We start from the raw sequence: 26,999 nt of genomic DNA on the forward strand, positions 1-26,999 counted from the left end.
ATAACATGATTTAGATAGCGTTAGAGCGCCAATAGGCAATGCGTTGTGATACGCCAATGGCAATCAGTAAATTACTCACTGATAAAACACTTTCACTTAAACCATGCAAAAGATCGTGGTGGGAAAGACTCGGTAAGCCTTGTTGCGTTACCGCAATTTGAGTGCTGAGGAGTGTGACGGCTACGAAAACTAGCAACAACCAAAAACCGCTAATGATGAGTGGTGAAAAAAGCGTTGGTTGGCGACGATAAACAGCGAGTAGAACTAATAAAAATGATATGTGATACAGGTTAGCCGCACGCAAAAATAAGGCGCTGTTTTCTCCGAATAGTGACCACTGCATCAGTATCCATATCAAGCCGCTTCCTATTACTAAACCAGACCAACGCCAGTATTGGTTAAGCAGTAAGGTTAATGCGGCTGTCAATAATAACAGGCTGCCAGTAAAAGTTAAAAAACTGGCAACCGTTAAATATAGAACATGGGTATCGTTACTGGAATGAAACAGCAGAATAAATATGCCAGCACATAAATGTGGCGTCATACTCAATGCAAAAAATTGCAGTTTACGATTTTGAATTAAACGACCATACTGCCAGAATAAAAACATCGCCACCAACCATTCTCCAACTGTGGCGATATGAATAAACCAAGTGGGCAAGGATAGCAGCATGATGGTTATACTTTTTAATTAGCAGTTAGCGCAAACTGATTAAACGTTTCATCTCTTGCACTGCTGGTGCTAAACCCACAAAAATGGCTCGCGCAATAATGGCATGACCGATATTCAATTCGCGCAAACCAGATAATGCAGCAATTGCACTGACATTATGATAATCCAGACCGTGACCGGCATTAACTTGTAATCCCAGCGCCAAACCATGCGTAATGGCGTTGCGAATATGAGACAACGCTGCGGCGCGGGCGGGAAGTGGCGCATCCGCATAATGCCCAGTGTGAATTTCAATAACCGGTGCCCCAACCGCGCAAGCGGCATCAATTTGATGAGGGTCTGCATCAATAAACAATGACACGCGGACGCCATCCTCTGCTAATTGTGTACAAAAATCAGTGAGATAGGCTTGATTACCAGCGACATCTAATCCGCCTTCAGTGGTTAATTCCTCCCTCCGCTCCGGCACCAAACAGACATCAGCAGGTTTAATCCGCGCCGCCAGTGCGCCCATTTCGACCGTTGCCGCCATCTCCAAATTCATCCGCGTGTGCAAAATGTCGCGTAATAACAACACATCGCGCTCTTGAATGTGGCGACGGTCTTCACGCAAATGCAAGGTAATTGCGTCCGCCCCTGCCTGTTCTGCCACTAACGCGGCTTGAATTGGTTCTGGATAGCGGGTACCTCGCGCTTGGCGAAGGGTTGCAACATGGTCGATATTCACTCCGAGCAGAATAGCGTGAGAAGAATCATTTATTGACATCATACACTTCCGTATTCAAATATTATTATTCTTGATAACCAAGATTTGCTAAAGCAGCTTCATCGCTTGACCAGCTTTTTTTAACTTTAACCCATACTTCTAAATGCACTGGACAAGCAAATAATTTTTGCATTTCTAATCGCGCTTGACTAGCGGTTGCTTTTAATGCTTCACCTTGCTTGCCAATAATGATCGCTTTTTGATTAGGACGCTCCACCCAAATTAACGCATGAATTTGATAACGTCCATTTTCTTGTTCAAAGCGTTCAATGGCAACTGAAGTACAATAAGGCAATTCTTCGCCATACCGCTGCATCAATTGTTCACGGATTAGTTCTGTAGCAAAAAAACGTTCAGAACGGTCAGTCAATTGATCTTCAGCAAATAAAAATTCACTTTCTGGTAATGCAGTGACGATTGTCTGTTCTAACGTTTCAATTTGATCTCCATTAGTTGCTGACACAGGAATGAGCGCCAAAAATTCGTGACGTTGTGCCAACATGCGTAGATATGGCAATAATGCTTGTTTATTTGATAAGCGATCCACTTTATTAACAACAGCAATGACTGGCACAGCTGCTGCGGCAATTGCTGCCAATGCTTTAGCGTCTTCAGCAGTCCAGCGCAAAGCCTCAACTACAAATAGTGCGAGATCGGTACCTGTTAATGCGGTCAATGCCGCGCGATTCAAATACCGATTGAGGGCATTGCTGCCGCGTTGGTGAATCCCGGGAGTATCCACAAACAATATCTGCCCTTCAGCACGGGTTTTAATTCCCAAAATAGAATGACGTGTTGTTTGTGCTTTGTGAGACGTAATTGCTAATTTTTGACCAAGAATACGATTTAATAATGTTGATTTACCAACATTTGGGCGGCCAATAATCGCAACGTAACCGCAACGCACAGCATGGGATTCTTGATTAAGCGTCATATGAGATGTTCCAACATTGCTGCTGCAGCGGATTGTTCGGCCCGGCGGCGACTACTACCATCACCGAAGGTATGAAATTGCATATCTACGAGCTGACAGCGCACAATAAAACGTTGATTGTGTTGGCTACCATCAATTGCCGTAACGCTATACTCAGGCAGCGGACGTTTGTGCGCTTGTAATAATTCTTGCAGCCGCGTTTTGGGGTCTTTGCCTGAATGAGTAGTACTCGTTGCTTCTAACCGTTCTGCGAATAGTGTTAAAACGACAGCTCGCGCCGCTTCAAATCCAGCATCAAGATACACTGCCGCTAATACCGCCTCTAAACCATCGGCTAAAATTGAATCACGCGCATAGCCACCAGTACGCAATTCTCCAGCTCCTAAACGCAAATAATCACCAAGATTTAATTCGCGTGCCAATGCCGCCAAAGTTTCACGTTTTACTAATGAAGCCCGCATTCGGCTGAGGGTTCCTTCATCTGCATCGGGGAAATACTCCCATAACACTTCTGCAATGAGCAACCCAATCAACGCATCGCCAAGAAATTCCAGCCGTTCATTATTCACTGCTCCCGCACTGCGATGGGTTAAACTTTGCTCAAGTAATTCAGGAGCATCGAATACATAACCCAAATTCTGCTCCAAACGTCGCAGCTCGGCATTCACTGGTGTTGTCCTACTAATACCATTGTGTTGTTACCAGCATTTTTAAGGCGATTGCGTTTTGATATTGACTTGATAATCAAAGGTAGCAACCGCATCAACATTGAAAAAGAGATGCACGCGCTGTTCATAATGCAGCACAACCTGAAAAGACTCTTGATCTTGCTTATTCACTTCAAAATCACTGGTTGTTACTGCCTTAACATCATTCACTTCCATTCGTTTGCCAATTGCATCTAAAATCCCCCGCGCTCCACCTTGAATTGTGGCGGTCTGTTCGGATATGTCAACCATAATTGATCGAATCGTCCAAAATTCAGAATACACGGGTCCCAATTTCAACAATACTGTCATAAAAAATGCCAGTAGACCAATGGTGAATAACACTGCCAGCATACCAATGCCGCGTTGATGCGTTGCTACTTTTAATTGTGTGCGCATTATATTGTGCTCCTAAAACGATGGTTATTTAATCAATTCCGTGCCCAAGCCGCGACCACGCAATCCGCCCCGCCCGTTCAGAATCCCAATGCATCCAAATTGCAAAGGCTTTACCGACTAAATTTGTTTCGGGGACAAATCCCCAACAACGACTGTCATTGCTGTTATCACGATTATCTCCCATCATAAAATAATGCCCGGGCGGTACCATGACTGGCCCTAATGCGAGTTTTTGACAACCTAACGCAAAGTTTGGTTCTTCAGGACGTGTCAGGATGCGATGTTCAATCATACCGAGCTTTTCAACTGCTTCCCGCGCTCCGGTCATTTCACTGCCCGAACCTTCGCCAGTAAAAGCACCTACCGGCAATTGCACCACCGGTTCGCCATTCACATAGATCGTTTTATTGCGATAATGAATGTCGTCACCCGGCAATCCCACGACCCGTTTAATATAATCAACGGTGGGATTGAGTGGGTATTTAAATACCACCACGTCGCCGCGTTGTGGATCACCAATTTCTACCACTTTGCGATTCAGTACCGGCAGGCGCAGCCCATAGGCAAATTTATTAACGAGAATAAAATCTCCCGTCAATAAAGTTGGCATCATTGAATTCGAGGGAATGCGAAAGGGTTCAGCTAAAAACGAGCGCAGAATCAATACCGCAAAAATAACGGGGAAAAACGAGCGTGCGTATTCAACTAACGCTGATTCCTGCGGGACATTTTGCGGTGAGATTTCAGCAGGATTTTTAAGCAACATCGCTTCGTAAATACGACGACGACGCGGTGCAAACATCAGTGCATCAATCAACCAAATGCTGCCAGTCACTACCGATCCTAAAACAAGAAAGGCTGGGAAATCAAAAGTCATTATTGAATCCTTGTGCGATGAAGTTGTTAAACACAGCAGCAACTAATGTTAGTTGTCTTTATTGACTTGCAAGACCGCCAAAAACGCTTCTTGAGGAATCTCTACCTTGCCAACGAGCTTCATGCGTTTTTTGCCTTCTTTCTGTTTTTCTAACAACTTTCTCTTGCGCGTTGCATCACCACCATAGCATTTTGCGGTGACGTTTTTACGCAAAGGTTTAACCGTTGTACGCGCAATAATTTTAGCGCCAATAGCCGCTTGAATCGCAACCTCAAACATTTGTCGCGGAATCAAATCTTTCATGCGTTCAGTAATATCGCGCCCGCGATTTTGTGACAATGCCCGATGTACAATGGATGACAAGGAATCAATTTTGTCGCCGTTAATCAAGACATCCAGTTTCACTAAATCAGCCGCTTGAAACCGCTTAAACTCGTATTCAAAAGAAGCAAATCCGCGACTGCAAGATTTCAAGCGATCAAAGAAATCCAATACCACTTCACTCAGAGGCAATTCATAGCTGGCTTGCACTTGCCCGCCAACGTAATGCAGTTGTTTTTGCACGCCGCGCTTTTCAATGCACAGGTTAATCACAGCTCCCAGATAATCTTGCGGCACTAAAATGTGCGCTTCGATAATCGGTTCCCGCACTTCTTTGAATTGCCCCGGCTCCGGTAAATTTGCCGGATTATCAATTTTAATCACTTCGCCATCAGTGCGCACCACTTCATACACTACGGTGGGTGCGGTGGTAATTAAATCGAGGTCATATTCACGCTCTAAGCGTTCTTGAATGATCTCCATGTGCAGCATTCCGAGAAAGCCACAACGAAATCCAAACCCTAATGCTTGTGAGACTTCTGGCTCATAATGCAGCGCCGCATCATTTAAGCGCAATTTGCCCAGTGCTTCGCGCAAATCTTCATAATCATCGGTAATCACCGTATACAAACCGGCAAATACACGCGGGCGCATTTCTTTAAATCCCGGCAATTTTGCGGCAGGTTGATCGGGGCGCGTAATGGTATCGCCTACTGGCGCACCATCAATCTCTTTAATACCCGCAACCATATAGCCAACTTCACCGGCGCGTAATACGTCGCGCTCAGTTTTTTTCGGAGTAAATACACCAACGGCATCAATTTGTTGGGTGCGCCCGGTGGACATAATGAGCACTTTATCGCGCTTGCGCATTTCGCCATTCATCACGCGCACTAAAGACACGACGCCAACGTAAGAATCAAACCAGGAATCAATAATGAGCGCCTGCAATGGCGCTGCGGGATCACCTTGTGGCGCTGGAATATGTGCCACCAGTGCTTCTAATAAATCGGGAATTCCTTCTCCTGTTTTAGCACTCACGCGCAGCGCATCATGCGCATCTAAACCAATGATTTCTTCAATCTCTTTAATCACGCGCTCTGGTTCGGCAGAAGGCAGGTCAATTTTATTTAAGACCGGCAGCACTTCTAATCCTTGTTCAATTGCGGTGTAGCAATTCGCCACGCTTTGCGCTTCAACACCTTGCGCAGCATCAACTACCAATAACGCACCTTCACAAGCCGCTAGTGAACGCGAGACTTCATAAGAAAAGTCCACATGCCCCGGCGTATCAATGAAATTTAATTGATAAATCTGACCATCACGAGCGCGATAATCCAGCGTTACGCTTTGCGCTTTAATGGTAATGCCGCGCTCGCGTTCAATGTCCATTGAATCGAGCACTTGGCTTGACATCTCGCGCTCGCTTAATGCGCCGCTGATTTGAATAAAACGGTCGGCAATCGTCGATTTGCCGTGATCAATATGGGCAATGATCGAAAAGTTACGAATGTGGCTAATCTCAGTCATTATTTTGGCATCTGAATGGCGTAAAACATGCGGCTATCCGCCCGTTGAATCAATGCAGAAACCGGACGTCCGGGCGCAAGTGATTCTAAAATCCGATTAAACGTGGCAACATCGGTAATGCGTTGATTGTTAAACATGAGAATTAAATCACCTGCGCGTAAACCGGCTTGTTCAGCCGCGCCAACATCAAGATGTTCAATCCAAACGCCTTCATTATCAGTGCCAAGTAATTTGCGTTGTTCGGCGCTGAGATCGCGCACCACTAAACCTAAACGATTGGTTGGCGCAGGCGGAGTTGTTTCTTCTTCAGTCGCCGTGTTTTCTTCGGGCAATTCTTCAATTGTCACCGTTAATAATTGCACTTTACTTTGGCGTAAAACTTCTACTTTGACGGCTTTACCAACAGGCGTCGCACCGACTAACGGCGGCAAGGCACTTGATGTTAAAACCTCTTCGCCATTAAAACGCAGAATCACGTCACCGGGGCGCAATTCGGCGGTCAGCGCCGGGCTATTAGGCAATACCTGCGCGACTAACGCGCCACGCGGTTGCGCCAGTCCAAAGGTTTCTGCCAGCTCGCGGGTCACGTCTTGAATTAAAACGCCCAGCCAACCACGACTGACTTTTCCTTTCGTTTTTAATTGGTTGACGACATCCATTACCACGTCAATCGGAATTGCAAATGACAGTCCCATAAAACCACCGGTGCGGCTATAAATTTGGCTATTCACACCAATTACCGTTCCATCTAAATTGAATAGTGGACCACCGGAATTGCCGGGGTTAATTGCCACATCGGTTTGAATAAACGGCACATAATTTTCCGTCGGCAAGCTGCGCCCCAACGCGCTGACGATGCCGGCCGTTGCTGAGGAATCAAACCCAAACGGCGAGCCAATCGCCAACACCCACTCGCCCACTTGCAGCGTTTTTGAGGTGCCGATGCGCACCGCTGGCAAGCCTTCGCCGGCGACCTTGAGCAAGGCGATGTCGCTGCGTTTATCGGTGCCGATCAAGGTGGCGACGAACTCGCGGCGGTCACTGGTGCGCACCACAATTTCTTCTGCACTATCAACGACATGCGAATTCGTCAACACATAACCGTCCGCCGAAATAATGAAGCCAGAACCCAGCGAGCGCGATTGCGCCAAATCATCCGGCGCTTCTTCCGTTTCTTCCCCAAAAAAGCGTTGAAAAAAATCCTGCAACGGGCTGCCCGGTGGTAATTCTGGCAATTCAGGACGTTGCACCGGCGGACGCACCGCCGCCTGTTTCGAGCTGATATTGACCACTGCCGTGCCCTGCTCGCGCACCAGCGCCGTAAAATCAGGCAATTCCCGACTCGCCACCTCCAGCGGCAGCAGCGCAGCACTCATTAAAACGGTAAATACCAACGACAAATGCAGTCGTTGCCCTCTAAAAACTGTCGTCATAACTAAATTCGCTGCGTTAAGGTCGTTGGGTGCGCTGCCGCCAAAGCGGTAAATGCGCAATCGTACTGAGATAAAAAACAACTAAGTCACTGTAATCTTTTTGGTAATTCAATTCAATTTTATTGCAATGATTCAGCGCCGCCGGTTGGGTGAGCGCCCGCCACTGCCGCTGCGTTCAGCAATCGCCATCAAACGTTGCTCTGCGCTCACTCGTCCAGCTCTTCTGCGGCTGGCAGTGAATAGTTCTGCTTGCCTGTACAATTAAATACAGATTCAAACAACTGCGCCGTTTTTATAAAAGAGTTTCACGGCGCTGGCACCAAACATTTGCCGCAATTTTTTTAATGCAGCATCTGCTGGATACAGCCGCCACTGTGATCCACAGATTAACTCACCGACTGCCCCCGGTCGCCGATAACGCAACCGAATTGGTAAACCAGTTTTTGCCTGCAATGCCATTAACGTCTGATGTAAATTCTGCACTTGCGTTATACCTTCTGCATAAGCAGCGGGATGTGACATATCTAATATCAACAATAAATACTCTGCTTCTACTAACCGCGCATCTTCAAAGGGTTGAATATCCTCAGCGCGGAGTGAAAACGCATCTCTAAATTCATCAAAATGTAACGTTCCTTCAATGCGCAACAATTGATCGGGAATCAGTAAATGACGCTTTTTTTCATACAGTTCAGAAAATACCGTGATTTCAACTTGACCGCTGCCATCATCCAGCACCACCGATCCCATAAAACCACGTCCAGTTTTAGTGTGTCGCGCCGTATTCACAATGCCAATCACCGTGTATTTTTCACGGTCACGACGATCACGTCGTCCCAGCTCTTGATCTGATTCTAATAACCGCGCAATGCGGGTGCAGCGCATCGCTTTTAATTCCGTTTTGTAGCGATCAATGGGATGACCAGTGAGATAAAGCCCCAAGGTTTCTTTTTCACCCAGCAAGCGTTGTTCATCATCCCAATTGACATCCTGTTCCGTGATCAATTGCAATTCAGGCGCAATGGTGACGGTCGTTTCTTGAGTACCAAATAAATCTACTTGCCCCGCCGTTTTAGTGGCTTGACGCTGTTCCGCCGCTTTTAAGGCAAAAGGCAACTGCGCCATTAACAACGCCCGATTCGCATTGAATTCATCTAGCGCCCCGGCGCGAATAAGCGCCTCTAATACGCGCCGATTCACTTTATGCAGATCAATGCGTCCGCAAAAATCCCATAAATCAGAAAAGGCACCGCCAGCTTCGCGCACGTCAATGATGGCATCAATCGCACTTTTACCGGCACCTTTAATAGCACCCATGCCATAAATGATGGTGCGTTCATCCGCAATTGTAAACCGATATGCAGAACAGTTGATTTTGGGTGGTTCAATCGTTAAGTCCATCGTGCGACATTCATCAATCAGCGTCACAATTTTATCAGTGTGATCCATATCCGCTGATAAAACGGCTGCCATAAATGCAGCGGGATAATAGGTTTTTAACCACAGTGTTTGATAACTGACCAGCGCATACGCCGCCGAGTGGCTTCTATTAAACCCGTAACCGGCAAACTTATCCATTAAATCAAAAATATAACTGGCAACGCTGCGCTCAATGCCGCGTGCGACCGCGCCTTTTTCAAAAATAGCCCGCTGCTGATCCATTTCGGATTGTTTCTTTTTACCCATTGCGCGGCGCAAAATATCGGCGCTGCCTAATGAATAACCCGCTAATACCTGCGCAATTTGCATCACCTGTTCTTGATATAAAATGATGCCATAAGTGGGTTTTAAGACCGGCTCTAAATCAGGATGCGGATACGCAACCGCAGCGCGACCATGTTTACGGTTAATAAAATCATCTACCATTCCCGATTGCAGCGGGCCAGGACGAAATAATGCCACTAATGCGGTGATGTCATTAAAGCAATCTGGTTGTAACTTTTTAATCAGTTCTTTCATGCCGCGTGATTCAAGCTGAAATACGGCAGTTGTTTTGCATTGTTTTAATAAATCAAAGGCGTTGTGATCGTGGGCATCAATGTGTTCAATAGCAAGCAATGGCTCGCCAACTGCGGCGCGGCGATGGTTAATCGTGTCTAACGCCCATTTAATAATGGTCAAGGTGCGCAAACCTAAAAAGTCAAACTTCACCAAGCCGACTTTTTCGACATCATCTTTATCAAATTGTGTGACTAAATTGATGCCGCCCGGTTCGCAATACAGCGGGGCAAAATCAGTTAATTGCGTAGGCGCTATTACGACTCCGCCCGCGTGTTTGCCAGCATTGCGAGCTAATCCTTCCAATTGCCGCGCTAAATCAAGCAATGTGCGCACTTCTTCATCGTTTTGATAGGCTTGTTTCAGATCACCTTCAGCAAGTGCTTTTTCTAAAGTCATGCCTAATTCAAAAGGCACCATTTTGGCAATGCGATCAACAAAGCCATACGGATGTCCCATCACGCGCCCAACATCACGCACCACTGCTTTTGCGGCCATTGTGCCAAAAGTAATGATCTGCGAGACGGCATCACGTCCATATTTCATGGCGACGTATTCAATAACGCGGTCGCGTCCTTCCATGCAAAAATCAATATCAAAATCGGGCATGGACACCCGTTCAGGATTCAAAAAGCGTTCAAACAACAATTCATGTTCAATCGGATCAAGATCGGTAATTTTGAGCGCATACGCCACTAATGAACCGGCACCTGAACCGCGTCCGGGCCCGACGGGAATGTCGTGATCTTTTGCCCATTGAATGAAATCGGCAACAATTAAAAAGTAGCCGGGGAAACCCATTTGAATAATGACCGTTAATTCTAATGCCAAGCGTTCATCATACTGTTGGCGTTGGGCGCTGAATTCGGGCGCAGCGGCATTTAGAATTTGCGCGAGCCGTTGTTCTAATCCTAATTGCGCTTGTTCACTAAAAAACGTATTGACCGTCATTCCCGTTGGTACCGGAAAATCCGGTAAATAATTCTTGCCGAGCTGGAGTTCTAAATTACAACGTTTGGCAATTTCAACTGAATTTTCAAGTGCTTCGGGTAAATCGGCAAAGAGTGCGCACATTTCCGCCGGGGTGCGCAGGTATTGCTCGGTGCTGTAAAGATGCGGGCGGCGGGCGTCATTCAAGGTTGCGCCGTCGTGAATACACACTCGCGCTTCGTGGGCGTCAAAATCACTCCCTGCGAGAAAGCGCACGTCATTCGTGGCGACCACCGGCACGCCGCGCCGTTGCGCCAGCGCCACACTCAACTCCACTACTGTCTCTTCCGCGTCACGTCCGGTGCGGATCAATTCCAAGTAATAGCGGTCGCCAAACAGCGCCAGCCAACGGTCAAGTAAACGTTCGGCCACTTCGGGGCGACCATTGCGTAGCGCCTGCGCAACATCGCCGCCCGCGCCACCGGAGAGCGCGATCAACCCGTCAGCCGCCGCTTCCAGCCACGTCCATTCAACCTGCGGCAGCGGGCTGCCTTGGTGTTGTCCTTCTAAATAAGCGCGTGAAATCAAGCGCGTAAGATTGCCGTAACCGCGTTGATCCTGCACCAGCAATACGAGGCGATGCGGTTGTTTGAGATCGTCGGGATTGCGCAGCCACACATCCGCGCCAGCGATGGGTTTGATGCCGGCGCTGAGTGCTGCTTTATAAAACCGCACCAGCCCAAATAAATTAACCGGATCGGTGACGGCAACGGCGGGCATTCCTGCCGCTGCAACCGCTTTTACCAGCGATTTGAGCCGGATCACGCTGTCTACTAGCGCGTATTCGGAATGAAGATGCAGATGAATAAAACGCGGTTCCACAGCGGCAAGGTGTCCTGCTATTAAAAAATGAAGGAGGGGCGCGGTTAAAAAAGTTGTCGGTTTTCAGTTGTCAGTAAAAAACAGCGTTGTGACCAATTCAATAACAGTTGAAAAACCTTGTCGGATGTCATTAAAAAACAGCTTTATCACTGACAACTGAAAAACTGAAAAAATCGTTAAGCAGTGAAGCGTTTTAACCAATCCAACACGCCGGGTTCTGCCGCCCATACCTCCAGCATTTCCTCACGATATAACCACGCTTGATCATCGCCGCCCACGCTGACGCCAAACGGATCAAGCGTCGGCTGTTTGATGCGCTTGCGGGTTAAATACGTCGGCACTCGCGGCAATTGCTGCACCGCGCTCGTCAACATCGCCTGCGCCTGCGCTTTTTGCCCCAGCCGATACAGCGCCAGCACCTCGCCGTAAAGCACCTGCGGGAACAAATCATCGGGATAACGCTGCGCCAACGCCGCTGCTTGCGCATCCTGTCCGCAGCGCAGATACAAATTCATCAATTCCGCCCGCGCTCCGTGATTATCGTGCGCATTTAAGCGCAGCATCGTTTCCAAAGTTTGGATAGCGCCTGGTGCGTCATCGTGATTAATTTGGAATTCATGGCGGCGAAATAACAGCCGCAACGCCGGGCGATTGGCTTCCACCAGCCACGGGAATTCGCGTTGATCCGTCGGCGGCGACATCCGCAGGATGATCGCCCACGCCCGTTCCAGAATTGGCCACAGCAACACCGTTTCCACCCAAGGCACTTCCGCGTTGGGATATGCCTCCACTGCGGTCGCAACGTCATCCAGCACTTCCAAGCTGTCCGCTAACAGCGGCTCTTGCAGCAACATGTCCAGCCAGTCGATCTGCATCCACAGCAGCTCTTCATCTTCATCACTGAGCACCATCTGCGTGGAGACGGGCTTACCAACCGGCAGCACCTCATGCCATTGCATTTCCAGCGCCGCAATCGCTAACGGCGGCATCATTTTATGTGCGAAGTGCTTACTTTTAGATGCACTTCCCCGCTCCCGTCGCAGCGAGAGCCGTTGCGCCTGATAGACCGGCACCGGACGCTGACACTGTCGACGCAGCCAATCGCGCAGCGCCGTCAACTCCGGCAGCCCCGCCATCTCCGCCGTGCTGCGCAACAACGCCGCTTGGGGATCGGTGACTGCCAAGCGCAAAAACTCCAGCAACAACCCCTCATCGTAGCCAGCGCGGCGCAGCCGATGTAACCAAAACTGCGCCCGCTCCTGCGCGACGGCGAGCTTGTGTTGACTGGTGAGCAAGGTGATTTCTAACAGCGCCGAGTTGGTATTTTCAGGATCGCACCGCAGCGCCATCGCAAACGCCTCTTCAGCCTGCGCGAACTCGCGGTCATCAGCCAACATCGTGCAGCGTTGTTGCCATGCCACCGCCTGCAATTCCCGACTGCCTTCCGCGCAGATGCGCTGAATCAAGGTGTCTTTTTTGCGAGGATAATCAAGCAGATCGTAGACGGTACACAACATATCAAACGCCAGCTCATAACGCCCGTCCAACTCCGCCAGTGCGCCCGCAAACAGCGGTTCTAACAAGGTCAACACCCGCCGCGGACGCTCTTCTAACCAGCGTTCTGCCACCATCGCCAGCAAATGCTGCGGCACGGCCTTGCGCTCCAGCGCGTCGCGCACCTGCGCATCCGACAATTCATGGAGCAGGATTCCCCAAATTGCCTCGGTGGACATTTCCGGCAGGTTGGTGATGTTGGCGCAACAGTCGCGGTAACGTAATCCCGACCCGCAGTGGCAACGTCCTTGCAGCGCAGGCGGCGTGAGGGGACGCAGCGTAAACCCGTATTTCGGCAACGGTGTCGCGTTCCACACGGCGATGCCCAGCACGGTCGCCATCCGCCGAATATCAAGCGCGTCCATGTGGTCGGGAAACTCCACCACTTCGGGAACGGTGTCGCGTACCCAGCGCAAAAAGTCCTGTGGCTCGGTGACTTCGAGAATGCGTTGCACCGCAAGGACGATCACCAAATCGAACTCGCTCATAGTATCGGGATCGGGATGAAACATTGATTGCTCCGAATGAAATTACGGTCAGCCTCCGACCGTCACTGCGCCGCTCTGGTGCGATGCGATATTGACCAGAAATGAGCGTTTATGCAGATGAATGTTGATGCGCAGAATGGAATAAACAACACAGGCGTTAATTGAATCAATCAGCACATCATAGTTGCGCGTCAACCGGATATGCTGCGGCATGATGAATAGCAGGTGTGACCCAATGCGCACCAGTTGTGGTGTGCTCTTGTTTCCACAAGGGCGCTTGAGCTTTTAATTCGTCAATCAGGAATTCACAGGCACGAAATGCGTCGCCGCGATGCGCACTTGCTATACCAATCAACACAATCGGTTCATTCACGGCAAAGGTACCAACGCGGTGAATGAGCGTGAGTTGTTGACAATTCCAGCGAGCAGTAGCGGTCGCCGCCAGCGTGTCCAGCACCCGCTGCGCCATCCCCGGATAGTGTTCCAAGGTGAGCTGCGTCACCACCGCGTCGGCGCTGAAATCCCGCACCAAGCCGATGAACGTCACGACGGCACCGATGCCAGAGTGCCCGCGCCACAGCCGTTCCTGTTCAGCGGCGATGGCGAGCGGTTCAGTTTGAATCAGAACGCGCAACATTTAAGGCAAAATCGCCACGCCGATCAGCGCGTGATGTAACCAGAATAAAAACAACAGGTAAGCGCCAATCCCGCCGCCGATAGCCAGCGCATCATTCCAAGCATGAGGCGGCGCACCTTGCACTGGCGGCCCGGCGTGGCGCTTGAGCGCGATCCGATCTGCGATTGCCCACACCAAAAATGAACCAAACAACATCCCATCGACCAGCGTGCCGTTCACCAATAGGTGCGTCACCGCCCAAATTTTGACCGCCAACAACATCGGATGCTTGACGGCGATTTGAATGCGCCCCGGCAGATAAGTCGCTAATAACAAAGGAAATACCGGCAGCATCAACAGCAGCGCCAGATGTTTCGTCCACGCGGGCGGCGTGTACAGCACCGGCGAGGTCGGATGCACGGCGGCGTAACCCCACACCAGTAGACCGAATCCGAGCAGTGATAGCAGGCTGTAGAGCGCCTGCCAGCCGAGCACGCCGAGTCGCGCCACTGCCGCCGGGCGCAACTGCGGGGCAACGATGGTCACACTGTGGGTTCCCAGCAACAACAGCACTCCGATAATAAAGAGCGTCATCGGTTATTCTCCTTATCTCACTGATTGCAAAGATATTTCCTGCACTAAAATCCAAGGCTTAACGACCACCGTCCACAGTTGCGCCTCGGTCGCCAACCATTGCCGCGCCTGCTGATCGGACACTGGCACCAGCGTTCCGTTGGCAGTCAGGGCTGCGATCTGTGCGACATCGTCCTGCGCGATCAACGCGGCAACTGCAATAAAATCAAGCGTTTCGCTGACCCACAGCACCCGCCCTTGCGCAAAAAACCGTTGCAACTCGCACCACGCCAGCGGCGCTGCTTCCTGATTCAAACTCAGGTACAGCGCCTCAGTTGGCGCAAAAGTCGTGCGCTCAAGCGTCGTCATCGCTCAGTTCATCAATTGCTGGCGCAGCAAGCGCAACCTCGGCAGCAGCGGGCAGCGGCGCTTCATTCGGCGCATACACCATAATCAAACCACCCAATGGCGGCAGTGCAATTGGAATGGAATGCGGACGCCCCATCCAACTCATTGGCTCCGAATTGACGCCACCTTGATTGCCGACATTGCTGCCGCCATAGATTTCCGCATCTGAATTCATTGCTTCCCGATAAAAACCGGGTTCAGGAACGCCAATGCGATAATTATTGCGCGGCACCGGCGTAAAATTAAACGCACAGGCAATGATTTCATCACCAGCCTTATTTTTGCGGATATAACTCAATACCGACTGCGAACTGTCATGGCAATCAATCCACTCAAATCCAGAGGGATCAAAATCCAATTCATGCAGTGCAGGCAAATCCCGATGTAAGCGATTCAAATCAGACACCAGCGTTTTTAAGCCCAGATGTTGTGGGCGCTCTAATAACTCCCAATCCAACGCGGCAGAAAAATCCCATTCAGAACCCTGTCCAAACTCACAGCCTTGGAATAGGAGTTTTTTGCCGGGATAGCTAAACATCACGGTATAGAGCAAGCGCAAGCTGGCGAATTTTTGCCAGCCATCGCCGGGCATTTTATCCAGCATGGATTTCTTGCCATGCACCACTTCATCATGCGAGAACGGCAGCACAAAGTTCTCAGTGAAGGCGTATAGCAAACCAAAGGTTAATAAATCATGGTGGAAATGACGATAAATAGGGTCTTTCTGCATATACGATAACGTATCGTGCATCCAGCCCATGTTCCATTTCATACTAAACCCCAAACCGCCGAGATAGGTGGGGCGCGATACTGCTGGCCAAGCAGTTGATTCTTCAGCAATCATCAGCGTACCGGGGTGCTGTTCATGCGTCACCATATTTAATTGACGAATGAAATCGACCGCTTCTAAATTTTCATTGCCGCCGTATTTATTCGGAATCCATTCGCCAGCGTTGCGCGAATAATCAAGATACAACATGGACGCCACTGCATCGACGCGCAGCCCATCCAAATGGAATTCATCCAGCCAATACAGGGCGCTAGACAGCAGGAAGTTTTTCACTTCATTGCGACCGAAATTAAAAATTAAGGTGCCCCAATCTTTGTGCTCGCCCATACGCGGATCGGCATGTTCATATAACGCAGTGCCATCAAACCGCGCTAACGCATACGCATCTTTGGGGAAATGCGCGGGCACCCAATCCAATAAGACGCCAATTCCTTGTTCATGCAGATAATCAACGAAAAAGCGGAAATCATCAGGAGTACCAAACCGCGCACTCGGTGCGAAATAACCGGTGCATTGATAGCCCCAAGAAGCGTCTAATGGATGCTCGGTAATTGGCAAGAGTTCAATGTGCGTGAAGCCCAATTCGGTGACGTAATCGCCGAGTTGTTTTGCCAATACGCGATAATTCAAAAAGTTGCCATCAGCGTCGCGTTGCCATGAGCCGAGATGCACTTCATAGACGGAAAAGGCTTGATGTTGCCAATTGGATTCTGCGCGGGCTTGCAGCCATTTCGCATCAGTCCATTCAAAGGTTGTGGCGGGACAAATTAAGCCGGCAGTTTGCGGGCGTTCTTGAAATGCCTGCGCATACGGATCAATTTTAATGTGAATGTTGGTGGCGCGATCCCGAATTTCGTATTTATAAAAGCCGCCAGTTTCTAAGCCGGGAATGAATAATTCCCACACGCCAGCGCCACCGCGCACGCGCATTGGATGTGCGCGTCCATCCCAATTATTAAAATCACCAACGACGCTCACGCGCTCGGCATTCGGTGCCCAAACGCCGAATTGCACGCCGGTAATTCCTTCGACTGTGCGCAAATGCGAACCGAGAAAACGATAGGCGTGCCAATGACGACCTTCACCGAATAAATGGAGATCAAAATCTTCTAATTGCAGCGGAAAACAATAGGGATCATAGGTGCAATGTTCATTGCCAGCGGCGTCTTGCCATGCAATGCGATACCGTGCGGGCACCAGCGCGGCATCGCCTTCCCAGATGAAAAAATCGGTGCCGTCGATGCGGGTGAAGGGCGCTTTGGCTTCCACGAGGGTGGCGCTTTCCGCCAGCGGCAAAAAGGCACGCACGATGGCGTGCTTGTCGGTGACGTGCCGCCCCAAAACCTCAAATGGGTCATAATGACGCGCCTCGATAATGCGCAACAGAGGTTCTGGGAGTCGTGATGCAGAGCTGGAAGCGAGTGCCATAAGGGTTCATACCTGTACGAATTTGACGCAACCTGTGATCCACAGATGCAAGGGTTGCAAGTGGCTTAATGTTAGCATTGATCCGACAAGTCGATCATTCTCACGCGGACTCGACGATAACGAGCAGGAAACGCTATGCCCCATTCTCATCCGAGATTTGTCAGTCGCCTCACCCGCGATACCCTCGCCTTAATTCTCGCCGGTGGACGCGGGTCGCGGTTAAAACATCTCACTGCGTGGCGTGCCAAGCCGGCGGTACCTTTTGGCGGAAAATTTCGCATTGTTGATTTTCCGTTATCCAATTGTTTGAATTCTGGCATTCGCCAAATTGGTGTCATTACGCAATACAAAGCGCATTCACTCATTCTGCATATTCAAAAAGGATGGGGATTTTTGCGCGGTGAATTCGGCGAATTTGTGGAATTATGGCCCGCACAACAGCGCGTTGCAGAAACGGCGTGGTATTCCGGCACTGCCGATGCGGTCTTTCAGAATTTAGACATCATCCGCGATCACAGCCCCGAATATGTGTTAATTCTTGCTGGCGATCACATTTATAAAATGGACTATGGCGCGATGATCGCTTATCACGTTGAAAGCGGCGCAGAGATGACGGTTGGCTGTATTCAAGTGGATGTTGAACGCGCTAATGAATTCGGCGTGATGGCAGTAGATGCGCTGCATCGGGTGCAGCGATTTGTAGAAAAACCCAGCGATCCAGAAACGCTGCCCGGACAACCGAATCGCTGTCTCGCGTCAATGGGAATTTATGTGTTTAATCGTGAATTTTTATTTGCGCAATTGAATAAAGATGCAGCGATTGCAGATTCCAGTCACGATTTCGGCAAAGACATCATTCCCGGCATTTTGGCAGATCATCGCGTGATGGCGTACACCTTCCGCGATCCGCGCAGTGGCGATGCTGCGTATTGGCGTGATGTCGGTACGGTGGATGCGTTTTGGGAAGCGAATTTGGAATTAATAGGCGTCACGCCACCGCTCAATTTGTACGATAAGAATTGGCCAATCTGGACGTATCAAGAGCAATTGCCACCGGCAAAATTTGTGTTTGATGATATTGATCGACGGGGAATGGCGGTGGATTCAATGGTCTCTGGTGGCTGCGTGATTTCTGGTGCTACCGTGCGCCATTCGCTGCTCTTTTCCAATGTCCGCGTCAATTCTTTTGCCTGCGTGTCGGATTCAGTTATCCTGCCGGATGTGGTGATTGGGCGCAATTGCATCGTGCATAATGCGATTATTGATCGCTATTGTCGGCTCGCTGAAGGTACTCAAATTGGTTTTGATTCTGATGAGGATCGCGCAGCAGGTTTTTATGTCAGCGAGGGTGGCGTCACATTAGTCACGCCAGAAATGCTCGGACAAGATGCCAATCATGTGCGCTAATTTCAATTGTTATTGACGGCGTGATTTAATAATGAACATTGTGCTGAATGGAATTCCAACTGAGGTCGCAGAACAGTGCTTTCTTGCCGATCTTATTGCGCATTTGGCGCTGACTGGACAGCGGCTGGCAGTCGAAGTGAATGCCGAGCTGGTGCCACGCAGCACCTTTGCTCACTATCAGCTTGCGCCCGACGATCGGGTGGAGATTATTCACGCGGTTGGCGGCGGCTGAGATTTTTTTACCACTGAATTAAGCGATGACTATTGAGATGCAAACTACTGATTTATTGACGATTGCTGGCAAAACCTATCATTCGCGGCTGTTGGTCGGCACCGGCAAATATAAGGATATGGACGAGACGGCGCGGGCGATTGCTGCGAGCGGCGCGGAAATCGTCACCATCGCGGTGCGCCGTACCAATATCGGGCAAACGCCCGGCGAGCCGAACATTCTCGACGTGCTGCCGCCGGAGCGGTACACGATTTTGCCGAACACGGCGGGCTGTTATGACGCGGAGACGGCGATTCGCACGTGTCGGCTGGCGCGGGAGCTGCTCGATGGGCACAACCTCGTCAAGCTGGAGGTGCTCGGCGATGAGAAGACGTTGTTTCCAGACGTGATTGCGACGCTGAAAGCCGCTGAGGTGTTGGTGAATGATGGGTTTAACATCATGGTTTACACCAACGATGATCCGATTATTGCCCGCGAATTGGAGGCGATTGGCTGCATCGTGATTATGCCGCTGGCAGCGCCGATTGGGTCGGGGCTGGGCATTCGTAACCCGTTGAATATCCGCACCATTGTTGAAAATGCCAAGGTGCCGGTGCTGGTTGATGCGGGCGTGGGCACGGCGTCGGATGCGGCAATTGCAATGGAATTGGGCTGCGACGGGGTGTTGATGAATACCGCGATTGCGGCAGCAAAACATCCGGTGTTGATGGCGAGTGCGATGCGCAAAGCGATTGAAGCTGGGCGCGAGGCGTATTTAGCCGGACGGATGCCTGCCAAACGCTTTGCTTCGGCGTCGTCGCCAGTTGACGGTTTGTTTTTTTAAGTGCTTGAGCTGCCAGTGACTTCTGCTGATTCCACTCCGTTGCATCCGCGTCCGATCCGCAGTTTTGTGCTGCGGGAAGGGCGCTTGACCGTCGCGCAAGAACGCGCTTTTCGGGAACTGTGGTCGCGCTTTGGCGTGGAGTGGACGCCCGGCAAGGTGCTGGATTGGACGACGCTGTTTGAGCACGCGCAGCCGGTGACGGTGGAGATCGGTTTTGGGAACGGCGAGTCGCTGGCGGCGATGGCGGCGGCGGCACCGGAGCGCAATTGGCTGGGAATTGAGGTGCATCGTCCTGGAATTGGGCATGTATTGCTGGAGATTGAGCGGTTGGGCTTGCGCAATCTGCGGGTGCTGCGCCACGACGCGGTGGCGGTGCTCAGTGAAGGCATTGCGCCGGCGAGTGTGGCGGCGGTGCAACTGTTTTTTCCTGATCCGTGGCCGAAACGGCGGCACCATAAACGGCGGATTCTCAGCCCGCAGTTGGTGGCAGTGCTGGCGCAAGTGCTGGAATCTGGAGGTATTTTTCACGCTGCGACCGATTGGGAGCCTTATGCGGCGCAGATGTTGGAAACGCTTGATGCAGCGGCGTTGTGGTTTGAAAACACGGCTGGCGCGGGGCATTTTGCACCGCGTCCGTCGTCGCGTCCGTTGACGCGCTTTGAGCAACGCGGCGAGCGGCTCGGTCATCCGGTGCGCGATGTAATTTTTCGGCGGCGGCTGGTGCAGGTAACGGGATGATTGTTTAGGTGATGGCGTGGCGGTGTCAGGTTTTTTTACAGCTACTCGTGACACGCTATTGTGCCGTAACTCACTCATTTAACAACTAAAATAGTGCTAACGCACTGAAAAATTCGCAATTTTTGTACACGGAAGCGTCGTGTAACCTTTACAACGCCTTCTAATATAACTGACTGTTTATATTGAATTTAACTGCAAACTGCTTCAGGCAAGTGTTGGAATTATTTACAGTGACATATCACGCACCCAGCAAAACGGCATAACCAGTTGATAAAGTAGATATTTTATTTTTGGCAAACAAATTGCTCTTGTGCTTTTGTACGAAATAACTCGTATCACTCACTTTCCAATTTAAGGTATTGACCATGAACAAGATTTTTTCTGCATTAGTTCTTTGTGCGGGTATTGTTGCAAGCGGTAGCGTGGCTGCGAGTATTTCCTATCCTAATCCGGGCACATATAACAACGTAGATTACAACTTCACAGCAACCACTACTGGCGCTATCTCCGCCTATTTTTATTTTAGTGAAGCGCAAGCGAGTAGCACTATTAGTCTATTAGTGAACGGAGTTCAACTTGGTGCAACTGGTTTACCCAACCAGACCAGCACTATTGGTGATTCCATCCTTTTTGGTGACGTCACTGCTGGAGATACGCTGGTTTTTAGACTAAATACCAATTGGTATAGTGTAGGAAGTTGGTATTCTGACATGTCAATGAATGTTGACGGTTTGAATCACATCTATTCAACCAGCTTCGCTGGTGATGGCATTATTCCGGCTGGAACCTTGATAGGTTTTGAGGATCAGCCTAACGTAGCGCAAGGTGATTATAATGACCATGTGTTTGTATTTAGCAATGTGAGCACCTCCGTTCCAGAGCCCGGTACTTTTGCATTATTAGGTTTGGGTTTATTGGGCTTTGGCTTTTCCCGCCGCGCCAAATAACCGTTATTCACTTTTAGCAATATACAGCGCGGCGACGCGCTGTTTTTTTGTCTGCTAGAAAAGCGTGATCTGAATCATCAAATGTTTAGGAATGACACGGTTGCGATACAAACTATTGATTTAGTTGTCAGTCACAACGCTGTTTCTTACTAAAAACTAACAACTTGTTTCAGCCGCAGCGATCACATCGCGCACCCGCTGCGCCAGTGCGCCGACCGACTCCGGCGCATGATCGCGCCAATGCCCTCGCACCAGCGCGTGGAAATACAGATAACGCAGATATTGCCCAATTAAGATGCGGTTTGGCGGTTGGGTCAACGCCCGCCGGAGCTGCGGCACCAGCTCGGCGCGACTGCGCACCGGATAGACCAGCTCCTCGCGGCAGTAAAAATTGTTGCCCAGCGTCACCACCGGCTTGCCAAACAGCAGCGCCTCCACGCCAACGGTCGAATTGATCGTCACCACGCCTTGCGCTCGCGCCAGCAGCGGACGCACATCGCCACTGCTCACCCAAACAAGCGCCGGATGCGCGGTCGCCACCGCGTCGTAATCGGTTTTTTTCCGATCCGCCGGATGCAGCTTGACCACCAGCGCCAGCGTCGGATCCACCTCCCGCAGCGCCATTTCGAATTCCGCAATCGCCACCGCGAGCTGGTTGCCGTACAGCGGCGAGTGCAGCGTCAATTGGCTGTCGGCGACGACTTGCAGCGGAAACAGCACAAAACGCTCCGGCACCTGCGGCTGCGTGTCCCCAATGCGGCGATTGATCCGACGACGACGCGGGCGCTGCCACCAATCGCGCCACCCTTGCTGGAGATACGCCAGCAGCGACGGACGCAAGCGCGGTGGCGGTGCGACCGGCGTAGCGCGACCGGCGCGATAGTCGGTCAGCATGGCGGCAAATTCCTGTTCTTGCGCAGCGGAATAGGTGCGAGCGGCGATGTCGGTTAAATTCAAAGTATTAAGCGATGAAAAAGCATTCACGCCCATCGGATCGAGTTGCAACGTGTGCGGCAAATAGCCGTTTTCAGCAAATAACAGCGGGATGTTGTGTTGGTGTGCCCACTGTTGCGCCAGCGCCGCCGCCAAACCGGAGCCATTCCACAGAAAAATAGCTGTCGGTTGGGCGGTGGCGAGACAGTCAGCCAGCGCGTTTGCCAATTGCGTCACGGCTGGCGCTCGGGTTTGCACCAGCGCCCGTTCACTGCTGGCGCGTAATTGCGTGAGTAAATACTCGGAATCAAAGTGGAATTCTTTTTTGACACGCGGGGACTTTTTGAAAAGCGGTGCTTTTTTTTGAAAAGGCGCAATGAAAGCAGATTGCGGAACAACTGGAATGTTTAATTGTCGCAGCAGGCTGCGGCTTTTAGGATGACGCGAAAAAAACAATGCGCGATATTCTGGCGTTAATTGCGCCGCCACTGCGACCAGAAATTGCACCAGTTGCGGTCCTGGATCAATGAACGCGATAGTTTTCACGGGTGCTCAGTCCGATCTTTATTGAGATTCAGCGTTATCAACAGTGGGCACTGAATCGTCTTCTATGGAATGCACCGCTGGTAAAAATTCGGCAAACTCGATGCCGTACATTTCCCACAATGAAATAAACAACGAAGCAATCACAGGCCCAATAAAAATACCCGGCAAGCCAAACATCACAATACCGCCCAAACTACTTAAAAAAATCAACAGCTCGTGCATTCGCGTATCTTTACCAACTAAAATTGGACGCAGCACGTTATCCAAACTGCCAACGACTAATCCACAAAATAATGCCAAACTAATTCCCGTCGCCCAATGTCCCTGCACGAATAAAATAATAAAAGCTGGAATCCACACCAAAGCGGCACCCACGTTGGGAATCGCCGCTAATAACGCCATCACTGATCCCCAAAATACCGAATTAGGAATTCCCGCCACTGCAAACGCAATTCCTGCTAACGCCCCTTGCAACAATCCAATCAACAACGATCCTTTTAAGGTGGCGCGAGTCACCGAAGTAAACTTCGCTAACATCATGCGTTCTTCAGAAGTTTTTAGCGGCAAATAATACAGAAATTTTTCCACTAACTGAATGCCGTCCATTTGTAAAAAATACATGCTATACAAAAAGACAAAGCCCATAAAAATAAAGTTAGCGGTGCCCAAAGTCACCGAAGACACCCACTCCACCAACAAGCGACTCATTACCGTTGCTAATGATCCAGCTTGTTGAATCACTTGCGTTTGATTGATCCGCAATTCTTCATAAAACGGAATGCGCTGCAAATACGCATCAAGTCGCACCGGATCGCTGACCAGATCGCGGAACCACAGCGTAATCATTTGACTCACATCCAGCGCCTGCCCGATTAAAACCCCAATTAACAGAATCAAGGGAATTAAAATCACAACCGCAATCACAAGGATTGTCGCTAATGAAGCGAAACGCCTCCGTCCTTTTAATAATAGCGTGAAGCGCAGAAACAGTGGATGCGCTAAAGCACTAAATAAACCAGCCAGAAACAGCGCCATTAAAAACTGCTGAATCATGGTAAAAAATAGCGCCGAAATGCCCAGCGCCATCATTAAAACAACGGATTTGTTAATGGCGTCTTGTGTCATAAAGCATCCGCAAATTGTGCTGTGTTACCGCTGCTGCCGCGCATTCAAACGTCAACAGCAGCGATACAGTATTCAATAACACTGATGAGCAGTTAATGCCCACTACCTTTTAGCGCGTTATTCATTCCATCAATGGTATCTTTTGCATCGCCAAACACCAGTGACGTATTATCTTGATAAAACAGCAAATTATCCACGCCAGAATAGCCGGGACGCATCGACCGCTTGAGAAAATACACCTGCCGCGCTCGCCCTGCTTCTAAAATTGGCATTCCATAAATTGGGCTGCTTTTATCTTCTTTTGCAGCCGGATTCACAACATCATTCGCACCAACAACTAAGACCACATCAGTGCTGGGGAATTCAGGATTGATCTCATCCATTTCCAACACGCGGTCATAAGGAATATCCGCTTCTGCCAATAATACGTTCATGTGTCCGGGCATTCGTCCCGCTACCGGATGAATTGCAAACTTGACCTCAACGCCTCGCGCTTCTAACAATTCCATCAATTCTTTTAATGAATGCTGTGCTTGCGCAACCGCCATGCCATAACCGGGCACAATAATCACGCGATTCGCATCTTCCATCCAATACACAGCATCTTCAATTGCAGCGGATTTAACGCCCTTTTCTGCGGCTTGCGCTCCCGCACTGGCACCGCTATTACCATCAGAACCAAAGCCGCCAAACACGACATTGATAATCGAGCGATTCATCGCTTTACACATAATGAATGACAGAATTGCACCGGAGCAGCCCACTAATGCGCCGATAATAATTAACAGGTCATTGTGCAAGGTAAAGCCAGTTGCTGCTGCTGCCCAGCCTGAATAGCTGTTGAGCATGGAAATAATCACTGGCATATCCGCGCCACCAATCGGAATAATCAGGGTGACGCCGAGCGTTAATGCCAGCATCGTCATTAACAGCAGCGCCAAAATACTGCCACTCATGGCGAAATACACTGCCAGCGCAATCGTTGCCAATGCTAATACCGCATTTAATAGATGTTGCCCCGCAAATTTCACTGGTGCGCCAGTGAGTAAGCCTTGCAATTTACCGAATGCAATAATGGAGCCGGTGAAAGTAATCGCGCCAATGACCACGCCCGCAGAAATCTCGCCCATTAACACTGCATTGAGTAAGCCGGCGTCTTGTTTGTGTAAAAAGGTGCCAATACCAACCAATACCGCTGCTAAACCTACAAAGCTATGCAGTGCGGCGACCAATTGCGGCATCGCGGTCATTTGAATGCGCAGCGCGACAATAACGCCAATGACTGCGCCACCGGCAATTCCCGCAATAATAAATCCATACGCTTGAACATCGCGCCCTAATAAGGTCGCAACAATAGCAAGCAACATTCCGAGCATGGCGTATAGATTGCCGCGCCGCGCCGTTGACGGGTGTGTTAAGCCTTTTAAGCCTAAAATAAACAGCACGGCAGCGACTAAATACGCCAGCGCCTGATGATTAACGGTGAATTCCATGATGCGCAATCCTTACTTTTTCTTTTTGAACATGGAGAGCATCCGGTGCGTGACCAGAAAGCCGCCAAAAACGTTGATTGATGCCAGTAATACCGCAATAAAACCAATCAGTTGCACTAAAATCCCTGCATTCGGATCACCAGCAACTAAAAGAGCACCAATCAATACGATGCCGGAAATGGCGTTTGTTAATGCGACCAGTGGCGTGTGCAGCGAGGGAGTGACGCCCCACACCACCCAATAACCAATAAAACAGGCGAGTACGAATACATATAACGCAATAATTGAGGGATCAATCATTTCTGGCATGAAGAATTCCTTGAAACAGGTGGCAGAAAAAAGGACTTGAATCGTTATGCAGCAGTGATTAACATCGCCGCAGTGATGTCGTCCTGCATTAACTCTTTTAATTGCGGTTTGGCGCTATCTGTTTGGAACATTATCTCAATGAGATTAAACAGATTGCGGGCATAAAAAGCACTGGCATCTGCTGGAACTAAGGCAGGAAAATTGGTAATTCCTACAATGGTCACACCGCGATGTTCTATCACTTCATTGGCTACCGTTAATGGACAATTGCCGCCATTTGCCGCCGCTAAATCAATAATGACTGAACCGGGACGCATCCGCTCAACCACTGCCGCCGTCACCAAGACCGGCGCGGGACGGCACGGAATCAGCGCGGTAGTGATGATGACGTGCGCTTTCGCCAGCTCGTCACCGAGCGCAAGCTGTTGAATAACCTTGGCTTCTGCTGACAATTCACGCGCATAACCGCCTTCACCCGCGCCACTTTCGCCCAGATTCAGCGTGATCGGTTTCGCCCCGAGCGAGCGAATCTGCTCGGCAGTTTCCGGTCGCACATCATAGGCATAGACATCCGCGCCCAAGCGTCGCGCCGTCGCAATCGCCTGCAAACCGGCGACACCTGCGCCCAAAACCACCACCCGCGCCGGTTTTGCCGCGCCGGCCGAGGTCATCATCATCGGAAAAAAGCGCCCGTAGCGCGTCGCCGCCTCCAACGTCGCCCGATAACCGGCGAGATTGCTTTGCGACGACAGCGCGTCCATCGACTGTGCCCGCGAGGTGCGCGGCATCCGTTCCATGCCGAGAACGCGCAGGTTTTTGGTCAACATTGCCGTCAAAATCTCATCTGCGCCGCAGGTTTCCAGCAGCCCGATAAACAGCCCACCGTCGCGCATTGCCGCGACCTCATCCGCCGTCGGGCGACGAACTTTTAGCACTAAATCAACGTCATATGCGCCAGCGCGGTCGGTCAACTGTGCGCCAACTTGGGCATAATCCGCGTCAGGATACCCAGCGCGGACGCCCGCTCCGGCTTCAATCTGCACAGTAAACCCTTTACCAATCAATTTCTTAGCGATTTCTGGCGTCATCGCCACTCGCGTCTCACCAGACAGCGTTTCGCGGGGAATTCCGATATTCAT

At 50.2% G+C, this 26,999-nt stretch carries 26 protein-coding genes; 6 read left to right on the top strand and 20 right to left on the bottom strand.

Going from position 1 to position 26,999, the window contains the following annotated elements; all coding sequences use genetic code 11:
* Positions 1-10 precede the first annotated feature (10 nt).
* From CKO12_RS01195 to CKO12_RS01230, 8 genes are read right to left on the bottom strand one after another with little or no spacing between them, the layout of a single operon-like run.
* Positions 11-673, bottom strand: coding sequence for a DUF2499 domain-containing protein (locus CKO12_RS01195; RefSeq protein ID WP_200152899.1), 663 nt, complete (start codon positions 671-673; stop codon positions 11-13).
* A 25-nt stretch (positions 674-698) separates the two neighbouring features.
* Positions 699-1,439 (bottom strand): pyridoxine 5'-phosphate synthase, encoded by a 741-nt coding sequence (pdxJ, locus tag CKO12_RS01200; protein WP_200152900.1) that lies wholly within the window; start codon positions 1,437-1,439, stop codon positions 699-701.
* A 25-nt stretch (positions 1,440-1,464) separates the two neighbouring features.
* Positions 1,465-2,373 (bottom strand): GTPase Era, encoded by a 909-nt coding sequence (gene era, locus CKO12_RS01205; RefSeq protein ID WP_200152901.1) that lies wholly within the window; start codon positions 2,371-2,373, stop codon positions 1,465-1,467.
* Complete coding sequence (rnc, locus tag CKO12_RS01210) at positions 2,370-3,041, bottom strand: ribonuclease III (protein ID WP_200152902.1); 672 nt, start codon at positions 3,039-3,041, stop codon at positions 2,370-2,372. The genes era and rnc overlap by 4 nt, the downstream gene beginning before the upstream one ends.
* Positions 3,042-3,083: 42 nt before the next feature.
* Positions 3,084-3,479, bottom strand: a complete 396-nt coding sequence (locus CKO12_RS01215; protein WP_200152903.1) for a DUF4845 domain-containing protein — start codon at positions 3,477-3,479, stop codon at positions 3,084-3,086.
* A 28-nt stretch (positions 3,480-3,507) separates the two neighbouring features.
* Positions 3,508-4,356 (bottom strand): signal peptidase I, encoded by an 849-nt coding sequence (gene lepB, locus CKO12_RS01220; RefSeq protein WP_200152904.1) that lies wholly within the window; start codon positions 4,354-4,356, stop codon positions 3,508-3,510.
* 48 nt (positions 4,357-4,404) lie between these two features.
* Positions 4,405-6,207, bottom strand: a complete 1,803-nt coding sequence (lepA, locus tag CKO12_RS01225; RefSeq protein ID WP_200152905.1) for a translation elongation factor 4 — start codon at positions 6,205-6,207, stop codon at positions 4,405-4,407.
* On the bottom strand, positions 6,207-7,640 hold the full coding sequence (locus CKO12_RS01230; RefSeq protein ID WP_200152906.1) for a Do family serine endopeptidase: 1,434 nt from the start codon (positions 7,638-7,640) through the stop codon (positions 6,207-6,209). The genes lepA and CKO12_RS01230 overlap by 1 nt, the downstream gene beginning before the upstream one ends.
* Before the next feature lie 127 nt (positions 7,641-7,767).
* Between CKO12_RS01230 and CKO12_RS14610 the strand changes: the two genes are divergently transcribed.
* Positions 7,768-7,905, top strand: coding sequence for a hypothetical protein (locus CKO12_RS14610; protein ID WP_207146202.1), 138 nt, complete (start codon positions 7,768-7,770; stop codon positions 7,903-7,905).
* A gap of 8 nt (positions 7,906-7,913) precedes the next feature.
* On the opposite strand, the gene dnaE is transcribed toward CKO12_RS14610, so the two are convergent.
* The 7 genes from dnaE to glgB all read right to left on the bottom strand — a co-directional run bounded on the left by dnaE (position 7,914) and on the right by glgB (position 17,307).
* Positions 7,914-11,450: a DNA polymerase III subunit alpha gene (gene dnaE, locus CKO12_RS01235; RefSeq protein WP_200152907.1), complete on the bottom strand. Its 3,537-nt coding sequence runs from the start codon at positions 11,448-11,450 to the stop codon at positions 7,914-7,916.
* Positions 11,451-11,626: 176 nt separating this feature from the next.
* Positions 11,627-13,516, bottom strand: coding sequence for a hypothetical protein (locus tag CKO12_RS01240; protein ID WP_200152908.1), 1,890 nt, complete (start codon positions 13,514-13,516; stop codon positions 11,627-11,629).
* Positions 13,517-13,540: 24 nt separating this feature from the next.
* The gene (locus tag CKO12_RS14615; RefSeq protein WP_207146203.1) at positions 13,541-13,687 is read right to left on the bottom strand and encodes a hypothetical protein; all 147 of its coding nucleotides are present in this window, start codon (positions 13,685-13,687) and stop codon (positions 13,541-13,543) included.
* On the bottom strand, positions 13,671-14,129 hold the full coding sequence (locus tag CKO12_RS01245) for a molybdenum cofactor biosynthesis protein MoaE (RefSeq protein WP_200152909.1): 459 nt from the start codon (positions 14,127-14,129) through the stop codon (positions 13,671-13,673). Before CKO12_RS01245 ends, CKO12_RS14615 begins: the two co-directional genes overlap by 17 nt.
* Positions 14,130-14,702 carry an NnrU family protein gene (locus CKO12_RS01250; RefSeq protein ID WP_200152910.1) on the bottom strand — a complete coding sequence of 191 codons (573 nt, stop codon included), beginning with the start codon at positions 14,700-14,702 and terminating at the stop codon, positions 14,130-14,132. It lies immediately after the preceding gene.
* 12 nt (positions 14,703-14,714) lie between these two features.
* Complete coding sequence (locus tag CKO12_RS01255; RefSeq protein WP_200152911.1) at positions 14,715-15,050, bottom strand: DUF2288 domain-containing protein; 336 nt, start codon at positions 15,048-15,050, stop codon at positions 14,715-14,717.
* Complete coding sequence (glgB, locus tag CKO12_RS01260; RefSeq protein ID WP_200152912.1) at positions 15,037-17,307, bottom strand: 1,4-alpha-glucan branching protein GlgB; 2,271 nt, start codon at positions 17,305-17,307, stop codon at positions 15,037-15,039. The genes CKO12_RS01255 and glgB overlap by 14 nt, the downstream gene beginning before the upstream one ends.
* A 135-nt stretch (positions 17,308-17,442) precedes the next feature.
* On the opposite strand from glgB, the gene glgC reads away from it, so the two are divergent.
* From glgC to CKO12_RS01285, 5 genes are all read left to right on the top strand, one after another.
* The gene (glgC, locus tag CKO12_RS01265; RefSeq protein ID WP_200152913.1) at positions 17,443-18,714 is read left to right on the top strand and encodes a glucose-1-phosphate adenylyltransferase; all 1,272 of its coding nucleotides are present in this window, start codon (positions 17,443-17,445) and stop codon (positions 18,712-18,714) included.
* Between the two features lie 31 nt (positions 18,715-18,745).
* A complete protein-coding gene (thiS, locus tag CKO12_RS01270; RefSeq protein ID WP_200152914.1) occupies positions 18,746-18,946 on the top strand; it encodes a sulfur carrier protein ThiS in 201 nt (66 codons plus the stop codon).
* A gap of 25 nt (positions 18,947-18,971) precedes the next feature.
* Positions 18,972-19,769, top strand: a complete 798-nt coding sequence (locus tag CKO12_RS01275) for a thiazole synthase (protein ID WP_200152915.1) — start codon at positions 18,972-18,974, stop codon at positions 19,767-19,769.
* A 15-nt stretch (positions 19,770-19,784) separates the two neighbouring features.
* Positions 19,785-20,507 carry a tRNA (guanosine(46)-N7)-methyltransferase TrmB gene (gene trmB, locus CKO12_RS01280; RefSeq protein ID WP_338032677.1) on the top strand — a complete coding sequence of 241 codons (723 nt, stop codon included), beginning with the start codon at positions 19,785-19,787 and terminating at the stop codon, positions 20,505-20,507.
* A 365-nt stretch (positions 20,508-20,872) separates the two neighbouring features.
* On the top strand, positions 20,873-21,454 hold the full coding sequence (locus CKO12_RS01285) for a PEP-CTERM sorting domain-containing protein (RefSeq protein WP_200152916.1): 582 nt from the start codon (positions 20,873-20,875) through the stop codon (positions 21,452-21,454).
* Between the two features lie 156 nt (positions 21,455-21,610).
* Here the strand turns inward: CKO12_RS01285 and CKO12_RS01290 are convergent, their stop codons facing one another.
* From CKO12_RS01290 to CKO12_RS01310, 5 genes are all read right to left on the bottom strand, one after another.
* Positions 21,611-22,933 (bottom strand): capsular polysaccharide export protein, LipB/KpsS family, encoded by a 1,323-nt coding sequence (locus tag CKO12_RS01290; protein ID WP_200152917.1) that lies wholly within the window; start codon positions 22,931-22,933, stop codon positions 21,611-21,613.
* 18 nt (positions 22,934-22,951) lie between these two features.
* Complete coding sequence (locus CKO12_RS01295) at positions 22,952-24,058, bottom strand: AI-2E family transporter (protein ID WP_200152918.1); 1,107 nt, start codon at positions 24,056-24,058, stop codon at positions 22,952-22,954.
* Between the two features lie 92 nt (positions 24,059-24,150).
* A complete protein-coding gene (locus CKO12_RS01300) occupies positions 24,151-25,551 on the bottom strand; it encodes an NAD(P)(+) transhydrogenase (Re/Si-specific) subunit beta (RefSeq protein ID WP_200152919.1) in 1,401 nt (466 codons plus the stop codon).
* A gap of 12 nt (positions 25,552-25,563) precedes the next feature.
* Positions 25,564-25,860: a proton-translocating transhydrogenase family protein gene (locus CKO12_RS01305; RefSeq protein ID WP_200152920.1), complete on the bottom strand. Its 297-nt coding sequence runs from the start codon at positions 25,858-25,860 to the stop codon at positions 25,564-25,566.
* Between the two features lie 44 nt (positions 25,861-25,904).
* Complete coding sequence (locus tag CKO12_RS01310) at positions 25,905-26,999, bottom strand: Re/Si-specific NAD(P)(+) transhydrogenase subunit alpha (RefSeq protein ID WP_200152921.1); 1,095 nt, start codon at positions 26,997-26,999, stop codon at positions 25,905-25,907.

The organism is Chromatium okenii, assembly GCF_016583745.1.
In the GTDB taxonomy this organism is placed as follows: Bacteria; Pseudomonadota; Gammaproteobacteria; order Chromatiales; family Chromatiaceae; genus Chromatium; species Chromatium okenii.